The organism is Allobosea sp. GW821-FHT12C12 (assembly GCF_058807355.1).
This window is the reverse complement of record NZ_JBXAQP010000010.1, coordinates 1-17,405: the sequence shown is the minus strand read 5'-3', so window position 1 is coordinate 17,405 and position 17,405 is coordinate 1. Positions and strand designations below refer to the sequence as shown.

Sequence of the window (17,405 nt, the reverse complement as noted above, 5' to 3'; positions counted from 1 at the left end):
GCTCTCGATCCCGTCGCTGACCGCAAGGTCCCGAGGCCGGTCGGCGTTCGGGGCTGACTTTCGATATCCTTCATTTTATGCTGAAACGCAAGACGTTCCGAAACATGCCGGATTTACCTGGAATGCAACCGACGAGCCAGCCGCAGCCGCTCCAGGATCTGGCCAAGGGGCGCTCGTCCCCCCGCCATGAGCGCATCCTGGAAATGCTCGCCGCCAGGGGCCTGGTCGAGGTGACGGCGCTGGCCGAGGCGCTCTCGGTCTCGGCGGTGACGATCCGCGCCGATCTCGACGCGCTGGAGAGGCGCCGCCTGATCCGGCGCGTCAGGGGCGGCGCCATGGCGCTGCGCCCGGCCCGGTTCGAGCGCCCGGTCGACCTGCCGAGCCAGACCTTCTCGGCCGAGAAGGAGACGATCGCCGATCTCGCCGCCAGCCTCGTGCGCGACGGCGAGACGGTGATCCTCGACGCCGGCACGACGACGCTGGCGCTGGCGCAGGCGCTGCCCAGGGGGCTGACCGACGTCGTCGTCGTCACCAACGGCCTCGATATCGCCATCGCCCTGCAGGGGCATCACGGCGTCACGGTGATCGTCACCGGCGGGCGGCTGAAGCGCGGCGGCCGCAACGCGGCGGCGCGCAGCCTGATCTCGCCCTTCGGCACGCATCTGCTGCGCGAGATCAACGCCGACGTCGCGTTCCTGTGCTGCGCCGGGGTCGATGCGGCGCGCGGCTTCACCAACGGCAATTGGGAGGAGGCCGAGATCAAGCAGGCGATGATCGCGGCGGCGCTGCGCATCATCGTCGTCGCCGACCACGGCAAGATCGGCCATGTCGGCAGCGCCCGGATCGCGCCGCTCGACCAGGTCGACCTGCTGATCACCGACAGCGGCGCGCCGGCCGCCGACATCCAGGCGCTGGAGGCGGCCGGCCTGCGCGTCGCGGTTGCGTGAGCGGCGCGAAAATCATCCCCGGCCGATGAAGTTTTGTGCTTGCGAAAGGTTTCGTTTCTCCTAAAAGTGAAAGAGATTGATCGCCGATCGAAACGCCGCGCTCAGCCTTGGCCTAAATCGCCCGGCCCGAGCCGAACCCAGGAGGCCGTCTCATGAAGACCTTGTCTCGACGCTTGTTCCTCGGCGCGGCCGCTGGCGGCGTCATCGTGGCTCCCACCGTCCTGCGGGCCCAGGCCCGCGAACTCGTCATGATCGGCTATGGCAGCGCCCAGGACGATCCGCTGAAGCGCGCCGGCGCCGAACTCGCCAAGCGCAATCCGGGCGTCTCGCTCCGGGTGATCGGCGGCCTCTCGGCCGAGGCGATCGCGCAGATCAAGGCCTCGCGCGGCGCCTCGCCCTACGACTTCGCCGTGATGGGATCGCCGGCGATCATCAACGCCGTCGACGAGGGCGTGCTCGAGGCGCTCGACGTGAGCAAGGTTCCGAACGCCGCCAATATCGATCCGCGCTTCCCGCCCTATGCCTACGGCATGGGCGTGCCGATCAGCTATGCCGGCATCGGCATCGCCTACAACAAGCAGATGGTGCCGAATCCGCCCAAGACATGGGCCGACCTGTGGAAGCCGGACTATGCCGGCAAGATCGGCGTCTCGCGGCCGCAGTCCAATCTCGGCCTCGCCTGCATCTCGATCGGCGCGGCGGCCTTCGGCAGGCCCGATTCCGACACCGATTTCGGCCTCGCCAAATGGAAGGAGCTGAAGCCGCTGGTCGGGCGCACGCCCGGCCTGCTGCAGCAGATGCTGGAGCGCGGTGAGATCGGGCTCTGCCCGCTCTGGCACGACAATACCGGCATCGCGGTCGCCAGCGGCCTGCCGCTCGGCTACGCCAAGGTCACCGGCCCCGGCCCGCTGATGCTGCCGACCTGCATCGTCAAGTTCGCCCGCACGGCCCATAGCGAGCTGATCCACGAATTCGCCAACATCCTGCTGACGCCGGAAAGCCAGACCTTCGCGGCGCAGCCGCCCTATTATTTCGGCACCACGGTCAAGGGCATCGTCGCCCCGGCGGGCGCCGCCGCCTATCTGCCCTCGACGCCCGAGGAGGTCGCCTCGATGGTCTCGGTCGACTGGCCCAAGGTCGCGCCGAACCGCGGCAAGATCGTCGAGGCCTTCGACCGGATGTTCGCAGGGTGAGCGAGGCCGGCCTTCCGGCGAAGCACGAGGCCGGGGCGCGGGACGCGCCGGTCGTCGCGATCCGCGGGGCGGTCAAGCGCTTCGGCGGCCTGACCGTGCTCGACGACTGCTCGCTGACCGCGCAGGAGGGCGAGATCCTGACGCTGCTCGGCCCCTCCGGCTGCGGCAAGACCACGCTGCTGCGCTGCATCGCCGGCTTCCTGGCGCCCGATGCGGGCGCGATCCTGATCGACGGGCGCGACACCATCCCCGTCCCGGTCAACCGGCGCTCGGTCGGCGTCGTCTTCCAGAGCTATGCGCTGTTTCCGCATCTGAGCGTCGCGCGCAACGTCGCCTATGGCCTGCGCATGCGCGGCATGGCGGCGGCCGAGATCGGCAAGCGGGTGCGGGCCGCGCTCGCCACCGTCTCGCTGACCGGCTTCGAGGAACGCTATCCGAGCCAGCTCTCGGGCGGCCAGCAGCAGCGCGTCGCGATCGCGCGCGTGCTGGTGCTGGAGCCGCGCGTGCTCCTGCTCGACGAGCCGTTCAACGCGCTCGACGCCAAACTGCGCGGCACGATGCAGATGGAGATGCGCCAGCTCATCAAGCGGCTCGGCATCACCGCGATCTTCGTGACGCACGATCAGGAAGAGGCGCTGACGATGTCGGACCGGATCGCGGTGATGCGCGCCGGCAAGATCGAGCAGCTCGGCACGCCGGAGGAGATCTTCGACCGGCCGAACACGGCCTATGTCGCCGATTTCGTCGGAGCCTCGAATTTCTGGGAGGGCGTCGCGCGGTCGGGCCGGGTCGCGCTGCCGGACGGACAGAGCGTTCCGACCGCGCTCGACGGGCCGGTGCGGGCGATGCTGCGGCCTCACAACCTCGTGCTGAGGGCGGCGAGCGACCAGGATTCGGCCTGGCAGGGCACGATCCGGTTCCGCCGCCATGTCGGCGCGCTGATGGAATACGAGATCGAGCTCGACGGCGGCCGGATGCTGCGCGCGGTGGCGCTGCGGGACGACACTATCGCGGCGCTGGCGGCCGGCGACCGGGTCGCGCTCGGCGTCCGCGACGCGGCGGCCTGCGTCGTGTTTCCGCCGTCATGACGGGCGCAAGATCGATGGCTCATTTTTGCTTGGCGCGACATCGGCCATTCCCCTCCCCGCCGCAAGCGGGGGGAGGGGGGCGAAGCGCGCCGCGCCTTGTCAATTGCGCATGGCTGTCGGCGCCATGACCCCGAAGCCATTGCACGTCCGCCTCTTCGACGAGGTTTTTTCCGGCACCGGCATCTGGCCGGCGGTGCCGGCGATCGTCGTCCTGACCGTGGTCGCGGTCATTCCCTTCGGCGTGCTGCTCTCGCTCGGCTTCTCCGACATCGTCGTGTCGCGCGGCGTCATCGTCTCGCAGGAACTGTCGCTGCGCCATCTCGCGGCCGCGCTCGCCGACCCGCTCTACCAGACCACCTTCCAGCGCTCGATCGCGCTGGCGCTGACCACGACATTCTTCTGCACGCTGCTCGGCTTCCCGGTCGCCTATCTCTTCCTGATCGGCAGCCCCCTGGTCCGGCGCATCATCCTGGTGCTGACGATCGCGCCGATCCTGACCAGCGGCATCGTGCGGACCTATGCCTGGATCGTCATCCTGGGCGGGCGCGGCGTGGTCAACGGCATGCTGATGGATCTGGGCCTGATCTCCGCGCCGCTGCGCATCATCAACACGCAATGGGCCGTGGTGATCGGCATGGTGCAGATCCACCTGCCGATCATGATCCTGCCGCTGATCGCGGTGATGAGCCGGCATGACAGGCGTCTCGACGAGGCCTCGGCCAATCTCGGCGCGAGCCGGCTCGGCACGCTGCGCCACGTCATCCTGCCGCTGAGCATTCCGGGGCTGGGCACCGGGGCGTCGCTCGTCTTCACGCTGAGCTACACGACCTTCGTGGTGCCGCAACTGCTCGGCGGCGGCAACTACCTCAACGCCGCGACGATGATCTACGAGCAGGTGGTCTACTCGCTGGAGTGGAGCAAGGGCGCGGTCACGGCGATGATCCTGATGGCGACATGCCTGATCGTGCTCGCGCTGTTCGCCTGGATCACGCATCTGGCGACGGGCTGGACGCGGGCCGCGCAGCGATGACGATCGACCGCGCCGAAATCATGGACAGGCTCGGCGTCGGCGTCATCGTCGCGCTCGCGGTCTTCGCGCTGGCGCTCTTGCTGCTGCCGGCGGTGATCGTCGTGATCATGTCCTTCGACACGCGCGGCTACATCTCGTTCCCGCCGGCCGGCTTCACGCTGGACTGGTATCGCAAGGTCTTCGAGCAGCCGGTGCTGACGCAGGCGATGTGGACGAGCATCAAGGTCGGGCTCTACGTCACCGCGATCTGCATCGTGCTCGGCGTACCGACGGCGCTCGCCTGCGTGCGGGGCGACTTCCGCGGCGCGACCGCGCTCTCGGTCTTCGTGCTGGTGCCGCATATGGTGCCGGGCATCGTGCTCGGCGTCGCGGTGCTGTTCTCCGGCGCGCTGCTCGGCATCGGGCCGTCGATCTGGCTGCAGTCGATCGCGCTGTCCTGCTACGTCATGGCGGTGATGGTGCGCACCGTGATGGCGCGGCTGCAAAGGCTCGACCCGCTGCTGGAGCAGGCCTCGGCCAATCTCGGCGCCAGCCGCTGGCAGACCTTCCGGACCATCACCCTGCCGCTGCTGCTGCCGGCGATCCTGGCGGGAGCGGTCTTCACCTTCATCGAGGGCTTCGACAACCTCTCGGTGACGATCTTCACCCATGGCTATCGCGACCGGCCGCTGCCGATCGAACTTTTGGCCATCGTCCAGAACACCAACTCGCCGCTGGTCGCGGCCGTGTCCAGCGTCCAGATCCTGCTCGCCATGCTGGCGCTGGCGGCGATCTCGCTGACGATCGGGCTCGACCGGGTGAATGAATGAGGGCCGTCATGAGCGAACGCGACCTCCTCGGCTATGGCGGCGTCTGGCCCGATTTCGCCTGGCCCAACGGGGCGCGCCTCGCCGTCTCCATCGTCGTGAATTTCGAGGAAGGCGCCGAGCTGCAGGTCGGCGACGGCGATCCGCGCTCGGAAGCCATGGGCGAGGTCGTCAGCGTCGTGCCGACCGGGAGGCGCGACCAGGGCCAGGAGCAGATCTTCGGCTACGGCATGCGCGCCGGGCTCTGGCGCATGCTCGGCGCGCTCGACGAGACCGGCCTCGGCTCGACCTTCTTCTTCTGCGGCCGCGCCGTCCAGCGGCTGCCGCAGCTCGCGGCCGAGGTCACGGAACGCGGCCACGAGGCCGCCGTGCATGGCTGGCGCTGGCGGCCCCATGCCGATTACGACACGCGCGAGAACGAGGCTGCGGATCTCGACCGCTGCGTCTCGGTGATCCGCGAGGCGACGGGCGCGACGCCGGTCGGATTCTTCTGCCGGGGCGGCGAGAGCCCGTGGACGCGCTCGCTGCTGGCCGAGCGAGGCTTCCTCTACACCTCGAACGGGTTCGACGACGACCTTCCCTATTGGGACAGCTCATGCGCCGCCAAGCCGCTGCTGGTCGTGCCCTATGCGCTCGACACCAACGACATGAAGTTCTTCCATCCCAACGGCTTTGTGCGCTCCAGCGAGATGGTGGAGTATGTCGGCGATGCGCTCGACGTGCTCGAGGCCGAGGCGCTGCGCGGGCTGCCGCGGGTGTTCAATGTCGGTTTCCACCTGCGCATCAGCGGCCGGCCGGCGCGCTTCGCCGCCTTCCGCGACATCCTCTGGCTGCTGGCGGCAAGGCGAGAGCGGCTCTGGATCGCCACGCGCGCCGAGATCGCGAAAGCCTTTGCGCGCGCTGTCCCGGTCGTGGCGGAGACGATGCCGAGCGCCGAGGTGACGCGACTGCGGCCTCAGCCGCGGCCGCTGGTACGATAGAACATGGCCGATGCCACGCTCTCACTCTGGGCAGACGATCACGATGTGATCTTTTGGGCTTCGTCTGCGAGCCCGTCGAGCCAGCCATCGTAGAACGCCCGCACATGCGGCATCACGGCCTGCGAGAGCCGGACGCGCTCCAGCTCGGCCGCCGTCTTCGGCCTGGCCAGCGCCTCGGCGATGCCGGCGAGCACCGCCTCGCGATCGACCTTGGTGAAACGCCGTTCGCGATAGACGAAAGCGCCGCCGATCATGACGCTGTCGACCGCGCCCGCCTTGGCGCGCTGGACAAGCACGTCGACGAAGGGCAGGGCCTCGTCCTGATAGGGGTATGTCACCGCCTGCCAGTCGAACAGCACGAGATCGGCCGCCATGCCGGGTTTGAGAGCGCCGATGCGGCCGGCGAAGGGCGTCGTGCGCGCGCCCTGCCCGGTCGCCATGCGCAGCACCTGCGCCGGCGAGGGGTGGGGGGCGTCGATGCCGGGCTCGCGATGGGCGCGCAGGACGAGCCGCATTTCCTGCAGCATGTCGCGATCGTCGTTGATGCCGGCCTCGTCGATGCCGATCGCGACCGGGATCTGTCGCGCCAGCAGCCGGTTGAGCGGGGCGATGCCGCTCTTCAGCCGGAAGTTCGAGGAGCAGTTGTGGCAGACGCAAGCTCCGCGCCCGGCCGCCAGCTCGATGTCGGCCTCGCTCATCCAGACGCCGTGGCCGATGGTGAAATGCGGGCCGAGCAGCCCGACCCTGTCGAGATAGGCCAGGGCCGAGCCGCCGGTGCGGCGCCTCGCATAGGCCTTCTGGTAGGGCGTCTCCAGCACATGCATGTGGATCGGCGTAGCCGTGCGCGCCGCGAGCTCGCCCGCCGTCTCCAGCGCCCTGTCGGAGAGCCAGTGCAGGTTCGCCGGCGCGACCTGGATGCGGACCCGGTCGCCGGCGCCATGACGGCGGAAGAGCTCGTCGAAGACCGCGACCTGATCTTCGAGCGGCACGGTGAAGCGCCTGAAATAGGCGATCAGCGCCGGGCGCAGGTCCTCGGGCAGGCGCGCGACGAAATCCGCGTCGGCCTCGTAGACCAAACGGTTCTGGTCGCGCAGCGCCATCGAATAGGAAGCGCGCATGCCGATCGCGCGGTAGGCCGAGATCACCTTCTCGGCGGCGGCGAGGATGTCGTCGGGCGTTCCCGGCGCGCGGCTGTGAAGATGCTGCACGGTGGTGACGCCGCTCGCGATCATCTCGAAGGCGGAGAAGAGCGTGTCGGCGTGAAGGTCGACGTCGCGCAGCGCGAGCCGGCTGGCGAACCAGAGCTCGAGCGGATGATCGGGCGAGCCGAGCTGCAGCGGCGTCAGGCCGACATGGTGATGGGCGTTGACGAAGCCGGGCGTGATCGCGAAGCGGGAGCCGCCGGTGACGGTGACGTGCGGATGGGCGCGTTTGAGGTCGGCGATCGGGGCGATCCCGGCGACGACGCCGTCGCGGACGAGGACGCCGGAGTCGGCGTGCAGGATCGGCTCGCCGGCGTCGTCGAAGCCTTCGAGCAGGGTCGCGCCCCAGACGATCTGGTCGGTCATGGCTGTGTGCCTGTGGACTCGTAATTCACTGGAAACACCCCGTCATCCCGGACAAGCCGCGTGGCGACGAAGATCGAACCGCCCTCGAAGCGCGACAGGAACGCCGCGATCGCCGTCGGCGTGTTGTCGATCCGGCTGTGCGGGCCGTTCGTCTTCCCGAACAGGTCGAGATGATGCCTGGCGATATCGCAACCGATGAAGCAGGGGTGTCTGGTCATGGCGCCTGTCCCTGTACCGCGAGGTCCGTGTCGGCGGCCTCGACCAGCTGTTCAGGATGGGGTCTTGCAACGCGGGCGGGAGCCGAGCCGGAACGTGGTGTTCGCCACCACGGATCCAAAGGCTTCCCGCCCGCACCGACACTCGCACATCTCAACACACAGGGATCCATCCTGGAACGCCGTCCTGCCCTATGATGGATCCCGGAGCTGCGCCGCTTCGCGGCTTGTCCGGGATGACGCGGTGTTTCCGGAGGAAACCGAGAAGGTCGCGAGCGCCGCCTCCAGACGCAACCACTCGCTTTCCACGCCCGGCAATCCGAAGCGCAGCCAGCGTGGATCGTAGCGGAAACGCCGGACATAGACGCCATGGCGGCCGAGATGGTCGAACAAGGCGGCGCCGCCGGGCGTCTCCAACAGGCGATAGAGCGAGGTGCCGCCGGCGACCGCGCCATGAGCGCCGAGCAAGGTGTCGAGCCGCATGGCGGCGGCTCGCGTCGAGGCCGCCGCCATCTCGAGCCAACGCGTATCGGCAAGCGCCGTCGCGGCGACGGCGAGCGCCGGTCCCGACACAGCCCACGGACCGAGGCCCGCACGCAGGGCGGCGATCTCGTCGGGCTCTCCAACCGCGAATCCGACCCGCAGGCCCGCCAGCCCGTAGCTCTTGCCGAAGGAACGCAGCGCGAGCGCGCCCGGTGGCAACTCAGGGATCAGGCTTGCCTCGGGCATGAAATCGCAGAACGCCTCGTCCACGACCAGCAAGCCGCCGCGCGCCCGGCATCGTCCGGCCAAATCGGCCAGAAGCTCGCGCGGCACGATCCGTCCGTCCGGATTGTTGGGATTGACCACCACCAGCGTCGCCGCGTCGCCGAGCGCTTCGGGCGAGCCGATCCCGGCGACGATATGACCGCCCTTGCGCCAGGCCAGCGCGTGCTCGGCATAGGTCGGCCCGAGAACGGCGACCGGCCCCTTGCCGGCCAGGCGGGGCAAAAGCTCGATCAGGATCTGCGTGCCCGGCGCCGCGACGATTCCGGCGCGTTCGGGCACGCGATAGGCCTTGCGCGCCGCGGCCAGCAGCGCCGCCTCCTCCGCCGCGCCCGGCAGGCGCCGCCACAGGCTTAACGGCAGCGGCGGAAGCGGGTAGGGATGCGGGCTGATGCCCGTGGAGAGATCGATCCAGGGCTCGGGCGCATCGGGAAACAGCGCGCGGGCCCGCGCGAGATCGCCGCCATGCCAGATCTCGTCCTCGGCCAGGTCTGTCTCAATCAGGTCTTCCTCAACCAGCACGCCGCGCCCCGCACACCCGCATGAACCTCTCCGACACCTTGCCCCTGGCGCTGGCCGCCCTCGCGATCGAGGCCGCGCTCGGCTATCCCCAGGGCTTGTATGCGCGGATCGGCCATCCCGTCACCTGGTTTGGCGCGCTGATCGCGGCGCTCGACCGCACGCTGAACCGCGAGAGCGATTCCGCCATGCGGCGCAAGGCGGCCGGCGTCGCCGCCCTCCTCATCCTGCTCGCGGTCACGCTGGCCGCGACGCTGATCCTCGTCCGGCTCTGCGCCCCGCTCGGCCCGCTCGCTTTGCTGCCGATCGCCCTGCTCGCATCGACCCTGCTCGCCCAGCGCAGCCTGCACGAGCATGTCGCGCGCGTAGCCGACGGGCTCGAGACGGGCCTGCCCGAGGGCCGGGCCGCCGTCTCGATGATCGTCGGGCGCGATCCCGGCAGCCTCGACGAGGCCGGCGTGGCGCGCGCCGCGCTCGAGAGCCTGGCCGAGAACTTTTCCGATGGGATCACGGCGCCCGCCTTCTGGCTCGCCGTCGGCGGTTTGCCCGGCATCGCGCTCTACAAGGCGGTCAACACCGCCGACTCGATGATCGGCCACAGGACGCCGCGCCATCTCGCCTTCGGCTGGGCCGCCGCCAGGCTCGACGACCTCGTCAACCTGCCGGCTTCGCGGCTGACCGCGCTGCTGCTGGTCGCGGCCGCCGCGACGATGCGCGAGGCCGACCCGGCGGCCGCCTGGCGCGCCATCCGCCGCGACGCCGGCCGCCACCGCTCGCCCAATGCAGGCTGGCCCGAGGCCGCGCTGGCAGGCGCGCTGGGGTTGCGCCTCGCCGGCCCGCGCATCTACGGCGCGGTCAGGGTCGAGGACGGCTGGATGGGCGACGGCCGCGCCGCCGCAGACGCCGCCGACATCCGCCGGGCGCTCGGGCTCTACCGCCGCGCCTGCCTGCTGCTCTGGGGGCTGGCGGCGCTCGGGACTCTGGCGGCAATGGCCGCGTGATTCCACGCCATGCGTCCCCGGCGCTTCCGGATTGCGGCGCGGCAGCGTCTTCTGGCGACGATCTTGCTGGCGCCGCTTCATCGACCCGGCGATGATCGCCTCGTCAAGAAAGCCACGGAGACGCCGCCTTGAGCTATGACCGCGACCTGATCGGCTATGGCGCCCACCCGCCCGATCCCAAATGGCCGGGCGGCGCCCGCATCGCGATCAACTTCGTGATGAATTACGAGGAGGGCTCCGAGCCCTCGATGCAGGACGGCGAGGGCTACACCGAGACGGCGCTGACCGAATCGAGCAGCCTCAACATGCCGGTCAAGGGTCGCGACCTCGCCGGCGAGGGCATGTTCGCCTATGGCAGCCGGGTCGGCTTCTGGCGGCTGATGCGGCTCTTCCAGGAACGCGGTCTGCCGCTGACCGTGTTCGGCTGCGCGCTGGCGATCGAGCGCAACCCGGAAGCCGCCGCAGCGATCCGCGCCTCGGGCTTCGACGTCTGCTGCCATGGCTGGCGCTGGATCAAGCATTACGAGCTGGAGGAAGCCGAGGAGCGCGAGCACATCAGGAAGGCGGTCGCCTCGCTTCGGGAGACGGTCGGCGCGCGCCCGCTCGGCTGGTATTGCCGCTATGGACCGAGCGTCAACACCCGCCGGCTCGTGGTCGAGGAGGGTGGCTTTCTCTACGATTCCGACGCCTATGACGACGAACTGCCCTACTGGACAGTGGTCTCCGGCAAGCCGCATCTCGTCGTGCCCTATTCGCTCGTCAACAACGACGGCAAGTTCGGCGCCGGCTTCTTCGCGACCTCGACCGATTATTTCGACTGGCACAGGGATGCCTTCGACATGCTCTATGCCGAGGGCGCGACGCAGCCCAAGATGATGTCTGTCGGCCTGCACATGCGCCTGATCGGCCATCCGGCGCGAGCCGCCGGCCTCGCCCGCTTCCTCGACTATGTGCAGGGCCATGAGGGCGTCTGGATCACCGGCCGGCTCGACATCGCGCGGCATTGGGCGAAGACGCATCCGTATGCCGGAAAGCTCGACTGAAGGACCATTGGCCTTGCCCACCCCCGACCTCATCGTCGCGCTCGGCGACACGCGCTATCGGGTCGAGCGCCCCTTCGGTTCATGGCCGCAGAACGCGGGCTTCGTCACCGACGTCACGGTCGATCCGCGCGGCCACGTCTTCGTCATGCTGCGGCACGACCCGCTGACGCATCCGAACGACCCGCGCGTGATCGAGCTCGCGCCCGACGGCAGCTATCTCGCCGGCTGGGGTGGCGACCTCATCGCCGACTCCCACATGCTGACGGCGGATGCGCAGGGCCGCATCCTCTGCGTCGATCGCGACATGCATGAGGTGCTCATCTGCTCGGGTTCAGGCGAAAAACTCGGCGCGCTCGGCCAACGCGGCGAACCGCTCTCGCCCTTCAACCATCCGACCGATGTCCATGTCTCGTCCTGGGGCGACATCTACGTCTCCGACGGCTATGCCGCGAGCCGCGTTCACCGCTTTTCCGCTCATGGCGTGCATCTGCAGAGCTGGGGCGAGCATGGCGCGGGCGACGGCCAGTTCGGCTGGCCGCATGCGCTCTGGACCCATGCCGACGGCCGGGTCTGCGTCGTCGACCGCACTCAAGATCGCGTCCAGGTCTTCGACAATCTGGGCCTTCACCTCGCGACCTGGACGCATTTCCATCAGCCGGTCGCGATCTGGGGCGACGCGGATGGCAACAGCTACGTCACCGACATGGTGCCGAGCCTGCAGAAGATCGGCCCCGGCGGCGAGAAGCTCGGCCGCTGCCGGCCGATGCTGAACGGCGCGCACGGGATTTGCGGGACGCCGGAGGGCGACATCCTGCTGGCCGAGAGCAATCCGAGCCGGCTGACGCGGCTGGCGCGGCTGGATTAGGCCAGATCGTCTTGCGTCGAAACACCGCCTCATCCCGGATCGGCGCCGCCGCGCGGCTTGCCCGGGACGACGGCGCTGTGGTGAGACTTCCGAACTCAGTGCCGGAAGTGGCGGTGACCGGTGAAGACCATGGCGAGGCCGGCCTCGTTGGCCGCCTTGACGACCTCGTCGTCGCGCATCGAGCCGCCGGGCTGAATCACCGCCGTCGCCCCGGCTTCGGCCGCCGCCAAGAGGCCGTCGGCGAAGGGGAAGAACGCGTCCGACGCGACGACCGAGCCCTTGGCCAGGCTCTCCGCGACGCCGAGGCGGACTTCCACGGCGAGAGGCGGTCGAACCAGACCCGTGGCTCGGCCACCGATCCCGACGCCCGGCCCTGCCGCGAGGGGGCGGGCAGGGAGGCCAAGCCCTGCTTCGTGGGGCATGGGCCGATGGAGAACCGCCATGGCCTTCTGGCCGACGCCGGCCTGACGCAAGCCGACGGGCATGCCGGGCGGGCGGCGGCGCTGCGCATGATCGAGCCGCACGCCGGGCGGCCGTTGGCTGATCGTCGAGGCCGGTCCGCGGGATCGCGGCCATCTCGACCTGGTCGCGCCCGCCGCCATCGTCATCGGAGCCGGCAACCGTGGCGAGATCGCCTTCGGGCCGAGGCAGGCCAGCCTCGACCTCTCCTACAGCCTCGCCATGGTCTTCTTCACAGGGGCCGGCTTCGACGAGACGGACGAGATCACCGGCGATGGCTCCGCCGAAGGGAGGACCCGACCCGAAGCCCGAGCCTCCGCCGCCACCCTCGCCGCTGGTCCATTGCCCACCGCCACTCTGGCCGGCGGGCACGCGCGGCTGGTCGGGGCTGTATTTGCGCGCGCGATACCTGCCTGCCCGGATATCGCGGCGCGGAAGCCGCGCCTCGTCCTGGATGCGGATCAGGCCGCGGCGCAGCCGCAGCACTTCGCGGCGGCGACAGGCGTCGCATGAGGCTTGGGCGGACATGGCGCGGTCCCGTTTCGGAAGCCCGCCAATCCAACGACGGTTTCGCGCACGGGGATTAGTGTTGAGCTCGTCTCCGCTCCGGCGCCTCTCCGCGATGAGGATCGCCAGGTTCATCCTGCGGTTGTGTCGCCGGAACGCTGTGGAACGACGCATCCCGCGCCCTGTATCCTGCATGCCGTTCATTGCGGTTTGCGTGGGCCTGCCGCTACGATGCGCGACATGCCTGTGCCGGAACGCCGCCATGACCAGCGACTTCGCCGCCCCGCCCGGATTGCGCCATCGCCAGATCGCGGTGCGCGACACCATCCTGCACGTCGCGGAGGTCGGCGACGGGCCGGCCGTTCTGCTGTTGCATGGCTGGCCGGAGTTCTGGGCGACCTGGCTGCCGCTGATGAACCGGCTGCATGGCGAATTCCGCCTGATCGCGCCGGATCTGCGCGGCTTCGGCGACAGCGAGAAGTCGCGCGGCCCGCGCGCCGATGTCGGCGCCAATGTCCATGCCGACGACATGGCGGCGCTTCTCGGCGCGCTCGGGCTCGATCCCGTCGGCGTCGTCGGGCATGACGTCGGCGCCTATGCGGCGCAGGCGCTGGCGCGCCGCCATCCCCAGCTCGTCGACAGGCTGCTGTTCTTCAACTGCCCGACCGCCTCGGTCGCCGGCCGCTGGGTCAGCGAAGGCCATGTCAACGAGATCTGGTACCAGTCCTTCCAGCAGCTGCCGCTGGCGGAGGTGCTGATCGGGTCGAGCCGCGAGGCCTGCGCGCTCTATCTCGGCTATTTCCTCAACCATTGGTGCCATCGCAAGGAGGCGTTCCAGCCGGCTTTCGAGGATTGGGTCGAGAATTTCATGAAGCCCGGCAATCTGCGCGGCGGCTTCGACTGGTATCGCAGCCAGAACGCGGCGCGCATCGCCGCCATCGACGGCCATCCCGCGCCTTCGGTGAAGATCCATCAGCCGGCGCGCGTGCATTGGGGCCGGCACGATCCGATCCTGAAATCGGAATGGGCCCGCTTCGTGCCCGAGCATTTCGACGACGCCAAAGTCACGTTCTGCGAGAACGCCGGCCACTTCGTCCATGTCGAGGCGCCCGACGAGGCGGCGGAGGTGTTCAGGGAGGTCTTCGGCGATCTTTGACCTTCCTCGCCCTTCGCTTCGCGGGCAGCCGGCCCTAGCTAGGGTACGATACGGGCGAGAAGAACGAATCCCGATTCCGGCGAGTCAGCGATTCGGGCCGTTTTCGTTCCGGACTCGTTCCGTTCGCATGAGACACCGGCCGCCCGGCGGCCGGTCGACAGGATTGGCGGCGTCTTGATTCCTTTTCGTTCCCTGCCGCCCGCCGCCCGAGCCAATGGCGTCACCGCCGTTCTGGGGCCGACCAACACCGGCAAGACCCATCTCGCCATCGAGCGCATGGTCGCCCATCCGACCGGCATGATCGGCCTGCCGCTGCGCCTGCTGGCGCGCGAGGTCTACGGCCGAGTGGTCGAGAAGGCCGGCGTCGACGCCGTCGCGCTCGTCACCGGCGAGGAAAAGATCAAGCCGGCGCGGCCGCGCTTCTGGGTCTGCACGGTCGAGGCGATGCCGCGCGATCTCGCCGTCGATTTCATGGCGATCGACGAGATCCAGCTCGCCGCCGATCTCGACCGCGGCCATGTCTTCACCGACCGGCTGCTGAACCGGCGCGGCCGGGCCGAGACCATGCTGATCGGGGCCGGCACGATGCGCCCGCTGATCGAGCGGCTGATGCCCGGGGTCAATGTGGCGACAAGGCCGCGCCTGTCGCGGCTGCTCTTCGCCGGCGACCGCAAGACCACGCGCCTGCCGCCGCGCTCCGCCATCGTCGCCTTCTCGATCGAGGAGGTCTACGCCATCGCCGAACTGATCCGCCGCCAGAAGGGCGGCGCGGCCGTGGTGCTGGGGGCGCTCTCGCCGCGCACGCGAAACGCCCAGGTCGATATCTACCAGTCGGGCGATGTCGACTACCTCGTCGCCACCGACGCGATCGGCATGGGGCTCAACCTCGACGTCAACCATATCGGCTTCGCGGCCGACAAGAAGTTCGACGGGCATCAGTTCCGCATCCTCAACCCGGCCGAGTTCGGCCAGATCGCCGGGCGCGCCGGCCGGCATCTGCGCGACGGCAGCTTCGGCACCACGGGCCGCTGCCCGCCTTTCGAGGCCGAGCTGGTCGAGGCGATCGAGAGCCATCGCTTCGAGCCGGTCCGGCAACTGCAATGGCGCAACACCGATCTGGACTTCCGTTCGGTCGAGAGCCTGCTCGAGACGCTCAATCTACAGCCGAACGAGCAGGGCCTGACCCGCGCCGTGATCGCCGAGGACCAGACGACGCTGGAGATCCTGGCGCGCGATCCCGAGATCAAGGCGCTCGCGATCGGCCGGCGCGCCGTCGAGCGGCTCTGGGAGGTCTGCGGCCTGCCCGACTACCGCAAGATCGCCCCGGCCCAGCATGCCGACCTCGCGACCACGCTTTATCTGCGGCTTATGCGGAACGGCCGGCTCGACATCGATTGGTATCGCGCCCAGCTCGCGGCGCTCGACCGCACCGATGGCGAGATCGACACGCTCTCGGCGCGGATCAGCCAGGTGCGGACATGGACCTTCGTCGCGAACCGTCCGGACTGGCTGCCCGATCCCGAGCATTGGCAGGGGGTGGCGCGTCTTGTAGAGGACAGGTTGTCGGACGCTTTGCACGAGAGGCTCGCCAGCCGTTTCGTGGATCGGCGCACGAGTGTGCTGATGCGTCGTTTGCGGGAGAATGCGATGTTGGAGGCTGAGGTCACCACGGCGGGCGACGTGCTCGTCGAGGGCCAGCACGTCGGGATGCTGCAGGGATTCCGCTTCACCGCGGACCCGAAGGCCGGCGGGCCGGAGGCGAAAGCCCTGAACATGGCGGCGATGAAGGCGCTCGCGAGCGAGATCGAGGCGCGCGCCGCGCGCGTCGTGCTCGCCGGCGACGACGCCTTCGTGCTCTCCCATGACGGCCTGCTGCGCTGGGTCGGCGAGCCGGTCGCGCGTCTCGTCGCCGGCGAGAAGGCGATCGAGCCGCGCCTGCGGCTTCTCGTCGAAGAGCACCTGTCCGGACCGGCGCGCGAGCAGATCGAAGGCCGCCTGACGCTCTGGCTCAAGAACCACGTCACGAAACTGCTCGGCCCGCTGCAATTGCTGGAAAGCGCTTCGACCGTGACCGGCATCGCGCGCGGCATCGCCTTCCAGGCGGCCGAATCGCTCGGCGTGCTGGAGCGCGCCAAGGTCGGCGAGGAGATGAAGGCGCTCGATCAGGAGGGCCGCGCCGCCTTGCGCCATCTCGGCATCCGCTTCGGAGCGTTCCATCTCTATGTGCCGGCGCTGCTCAAGCCCGCGCCGCGCGCGCTCGCGGCCCAGCTCTGGGCGCTCAAGCATGGCGGGCCGGACCTGACCGGGCTCGACGACATCGCCCATCTCGCGGCCTCGGGCCGGACCTCGTTTCCGGTCGACAAGGCGATCCCGAAGGGGCTCTACCGCGCCGCCGGCTATCGCGTCTGCGGCGAGCGCGCCGTGCGCGTCGACATCCTGGAGCGCCTCGCGGACCTGATCCGTCCCGCGATCGCCTATCGTCCCGGCCTGACCCAGGGCGTGCCGCCGTCAGGCGCGGCCGACCAGGACGGTTTCGTCGCGACCGGAGCGATGACCTCGCTCGTCGGCTGCGCCGGCGAGGATTTCGCCTCGATCCTGCGTTCGCTCGGCTACGTCTCGGTCAAGCGTCCCGGACCCGCGATCACCGTGCCGCTGGCGGCCGCGCCTGCTCCGGCCGCCGCGCCCGAGCCCGTCACGGATGCGTCCGCCGATCCGGCCGCCGTCCTGAACGAGGGCGCCGATGCCGCCCCCGCCGCAGCCGATGCGGAGACGGCGGAGGCGTCCGCCGCCGAGGACGCAGCGCCGGACGCCCAGGTGGAAGCGCCGGTGGCCGAGACCGCCGACGCGCCGATCCTGACCGAAGCCGAACCGGCGCCGACGCGGGAACCCGAGGCCGAGCCCGCGCCGGAGCCGGTTCCGGCCGACCTGATGTCGACGCTGCGGGTCGCGGACGAGACCGCTGTCGAAGCCGGGCCCGGCGAGGCGACGCGAACCGACCCGGCCTCTGTCTCGGAAGCGACGGATGCCGCTCCCGCCGCTCCGGCCGAACCCGAACTGATCGAGGTCTGGAGGCCGCACCGTCCCCAAGGCGGCCGCAGGCCGGATAATGCCGGCCGCAGGCCGGACAACGCCAGGCAGGGCCAGCCGCGCGACGGCGCTCCGGGCGAACGCCAGCCCGGCGGACGCCGCCCCAACCGCGACGACCGTCGCCGCGACGGCGGCAACCGCCCGCCCGTCCCGGCCGCCGCCGCGGGAGGCGAGGG

At 69.8% G+C, this 17,405-nt stretch carries 15 protein-coding genes and 2 pseudogenes; 13 read left to right on the top strand and 4 right to left on the bottom strand.

What is annotated here, in order from left to right:
- The first annotated feature begins 122 nt into the window (after positions 1-122).
- The 6 genes from AC1RRW_RS15125 (at position 123) to AC1RRW_RS15100 (ending at position 6,044) form a co-directional block, all read left to right on the top strand.
- Positions 123-947, top strand: a complete 825-nt coding sequence (locus AC1RRW_RS15125; protein WP_492901600.1) for a DeoR/GlpR family DNA-binding transcription regulator — start codon at positions 123-125, stop codon at positions 945-947.
- 152 nt (positions 948-1,099) lie between these two features.
- The gene (locus AC1RRW_RS15120) at positions 1,100-2,140 is read left to right on the top strand and encodes an ABC transporter substrate-binding protein (RefSeq protein ID WP_492901599.1); all 1,041 of its coding nucleotides are present in this window, start codon (positions 1,100-1,102) and stop codon (positions 2,138-2,140) included.
- The gene (locus AC1RRW_RS15115; protein WP_492901598.1) at positions 2,137-3,228 is read left to right on the top strand and encodes an ABC transporter ATP-binding protein; all 1,092 of its coding nucleotides are present in this window, start codon (positions 2,137-2,139) and stop codon (positions 3,226-3,228) included. The genes AC1RRW_RS15120 and AC1RRW_RS15115 overlap by 4 nt, the downstream gene beginning before the upstream one ends.
- Positions 3,229-3,352: 124 nt before the next feature.
- A complete protein-coding gene (locus AC1RRW_RS15110; protein ID WP_492901597.1) occupies positions 3,353-4,258 on the top strand; it encodes an ABC transporter permease in 906 nt (301 codons plus the stop codon).
- Positions 4,255-5,067, top strand: coding sequence for an ABC transporter permease (locus AC1RRW_RS15105; RefSeq protein WP_492901596.1), 813 nt, complete (start codon positions 4,255-4,257; stop codon positions 5,065-5,067). The genes AC1RRW_RS15110 and AC1RRW_RS15105 overlap by 4 nt, the downstream gene beginning before the upstream one ends.
- Before the next feature lie 8 nt (positions 5,068-5,075).
- A complete protein-coding gene (locus AC1RRW_RS15100; RefSeq protein ID WP_492901595.1) occupies positions 5,076-6,044 on the top strand; it encodes a polysaccharide deacetylase family protein in 969 nt (322 codons plus the stop codon).
- Positions 6,045-6,082: 38 nt separating this feature from the next.
- Here the strand turns inward: AC1RRW_RS15100 and AC1RRW_RS15095 are convergent, their stop codons facing one another.
- From AC1RRW_RS15095 to cobD, 3 genes are all read right to left on the bottom strand, one after another.
- Complete coding sequence (locus AC1RRW_RS15095; protein WP_492901594.1) at positions 6,083-7,612, bottom strand: amidohydrolase family protein; 1,530 nt, start codon at positions 7,610-7,612, stop codon at positions 6,083-6,085.
- Positions 7,609-7,830 (bottom strand): hypothetical protein, encoded by a 222-nt coding sequence (locus AC1RRW_RS15090; RefSeq protein WP_492901593.1) that lies wholly within the window; start codon positions 7,828-7,830, stop codon positions 7,609-7,611. Before AC1RRW_RS15090 ends, AC1RRW_RS15095 begins: the two co-directional genes overlap by 4 nt.
- A 189-nt stretch (positions 7,831-8,019) precedes the next feature.
- Positions 8,020-9,114: a threonine-phosphate decarboxylase CobD gene (gene cobD, locus AC1RRW_RS15085; protein ID WP_492901592.1), complete on the bottom strand. Its 1,095-nt coding sequence runs from the start codon at positions 9,112-9,114 to the stop codon at positions 8,020-8,022.
- A 20-nt stretch (positions 9,115-9,134) separates the two neighbouring features.
- Here cobD and cbiB point away from each other — a divergent pair, with 20 nt between their 5' ends.
- The 3 genes from cbiB (at position 9,135) to AC1RRW_RS15070 (ending at position 12,020) form a co-directional block, all read left to right on the top strand.
- Positions 9,135-10,112 (top strand): adenosylcobinamide-phosphate synthase CbiB, encoded by a 978-nt coding sequence (gene cbiB, locus AC1RRW_RS15080; protein ID WP_492901591.1) that lies wholly within the window; start codon positions 9,135-9,137, stop codon positions 10,110-10,112.
- A gap of 128 nt (positions 10,113-10,240) precedes the next feature.
- A complete protein-coding gene (locus tag AC1RRW_RS15075; RefSeq protein WP_492901590.1) occupies positions 10,241-11,155 on the top strand; it encodes an allantoinase PuuE in 915 nt (304 codons plus the stop codon).
- Between the two features lie 13 nt (positions 11,156-11,168).
- The gene (locus tag AC1RRW_RS15070; protein WP_492901589.1) at positions 11,169-12,020 is read left to right on the top strand and encodes an NHL repeat-containing protein; all 852 of its coding nucleotides are present in this window, start codon (positions 11,169-11,171) and stop codon (positions 12,018-12,020) included.
- A 95-nt stretch (positions 12,021-12,115) separates the two neighbouring features.
- Here the strand turns inward: AC1RRW_RS15070 and purH are convergent.
- Positions 12,116-12,322: pseudogene (gene purH, locus AC1RRW_RS15065) on the bottom strand (bifunctional phosphoribosylaminoimidazolecarboxamide formyltransferase/IMP cyclohydrolase); the annotation flags it as partial.
- Between purH and AC1RRW_RS15060 the strand changes: the two are divergent.
- From AC1RRW_RS15060 to AC1RRW_RS15045, 4 genes and pseudogenes are all read left to right on the top strand, one after another.
- Positions 12,314-12,562, top strand: a pseudogene (locus tag AC1RRW_RS15060) (IS5/IS1182 family transposase); the annotation flags it as partial. The pseudogenes purH and AC1RRW_RS15060 overlap by 9 nt on opposite strands.
- A gap of 139 nt (positions 12,563-12,701) precedes the next feature.
- On the top strand, positions 12,702-12,992 hold the full coding sequence (locus tag AC1RRW_RS15055) for a hypothetical protein (RefSeq protein ID WP_492901588.1): 291 nt from the start codon (positions 12,702-12,704) through the stop codon (positions 12,990-12,992).
- A 256-nt stretch (positions 12,993-13,248) separates the two neighbouring features.
- Positions 13,249-14,142 (top strand): alpha/beta fold hydrolase, encoded by an 894-nt coding sequence (locus tag AC1RRW_RS15050; RefSeq protein ID WP_492901587.1) that lies wholly within the window; start codon positions 13,249-13,251, stop codon positions 14,140-14,142.
- A 177-nt stretch (positions 14,143-14,319) separates the two neighbouring features.
- Positions 14,320-17,405: helicase-related protein (locus tag AC1RRW_RS15045; RefSeq protein WP_492901586.1), on the top strand; the 3,086-nt coding region annotated here is incomplete at its 3' end.

Bases quoted from the DNA above. Each gene is read 5' to 3' on its own strand.
- cbiB (WP_492901591.1), top strand. From the start codon at position 9,135: ATGAACCTCTCCGACACCTTGCCCCTGGCGCTGGCCGCCCTCGCGATC.
- AC1RRW_RS15055 (WP_492901588.1), top strand. From the start codon at position 12,702: ATGGTCTTCTTCACAGGGGCCGGCTTCGACGAGACGGACGAGATCACC.
- AC1RRW_RS15105 (WP_492901596.1), top strand. From the start codon at position 4,255: ATGACGATCGACCGCGCCGAAATCATGGACAGGCTCGGCGTCGGCGTC.
- AC1RRW_RS15090 (WP_492901593.1), bottom strand. From the start codon at position 7,830: ATGACCAGACACCCCTGCTTCATCGGTTGCGATATCGCCAGGCATCAT.
- AC1RRW_RS15120 (WP_492901599.1), top strand. From the start codon at position 1,100: ATGAAGACCTTGTCTCGACGCTTGTTCCTCGGCGCGGCCGCTGGCGGC.
- AC1RRW_RS15125 (WP_492901600.1), top strand. From the start codon at position 123: ATGCAACCGACGAGCCAGCCGCAGCCGCTCCAGGATCTGGCCAAGGGG.
- AC1RRW_RS15050 (WP_492901587.1), top strand. From the start codon at position 13,249: ATGACCAGCGACTTCGCCGCCCCGCCCGGATTGCGCCATCGCCAGATC.
- AC1RRW_RS15100 (WP_492901595.1), top strand. From the start codon at position 5,076: ATGAGCGAACGCGACCTCCTCGGCTATGGCGGCGTCTGGCCCGATTTC.
- AC1RRW_RS15110 (WP_492901597.1), top strand. From the start codon at position 3,353: ATGACCCCGAAGCCATTGCACGTCCGCCTCTTCGACGAGGTTTTTTCC.
- AC1RRW_RS15095 (WP_492901594.1), bottom strand. From the start codon at position 7,612: ATGACCGACCAGATCGTCTGGGGCGCGACCCTGCTCGAAGGCTTCGAC.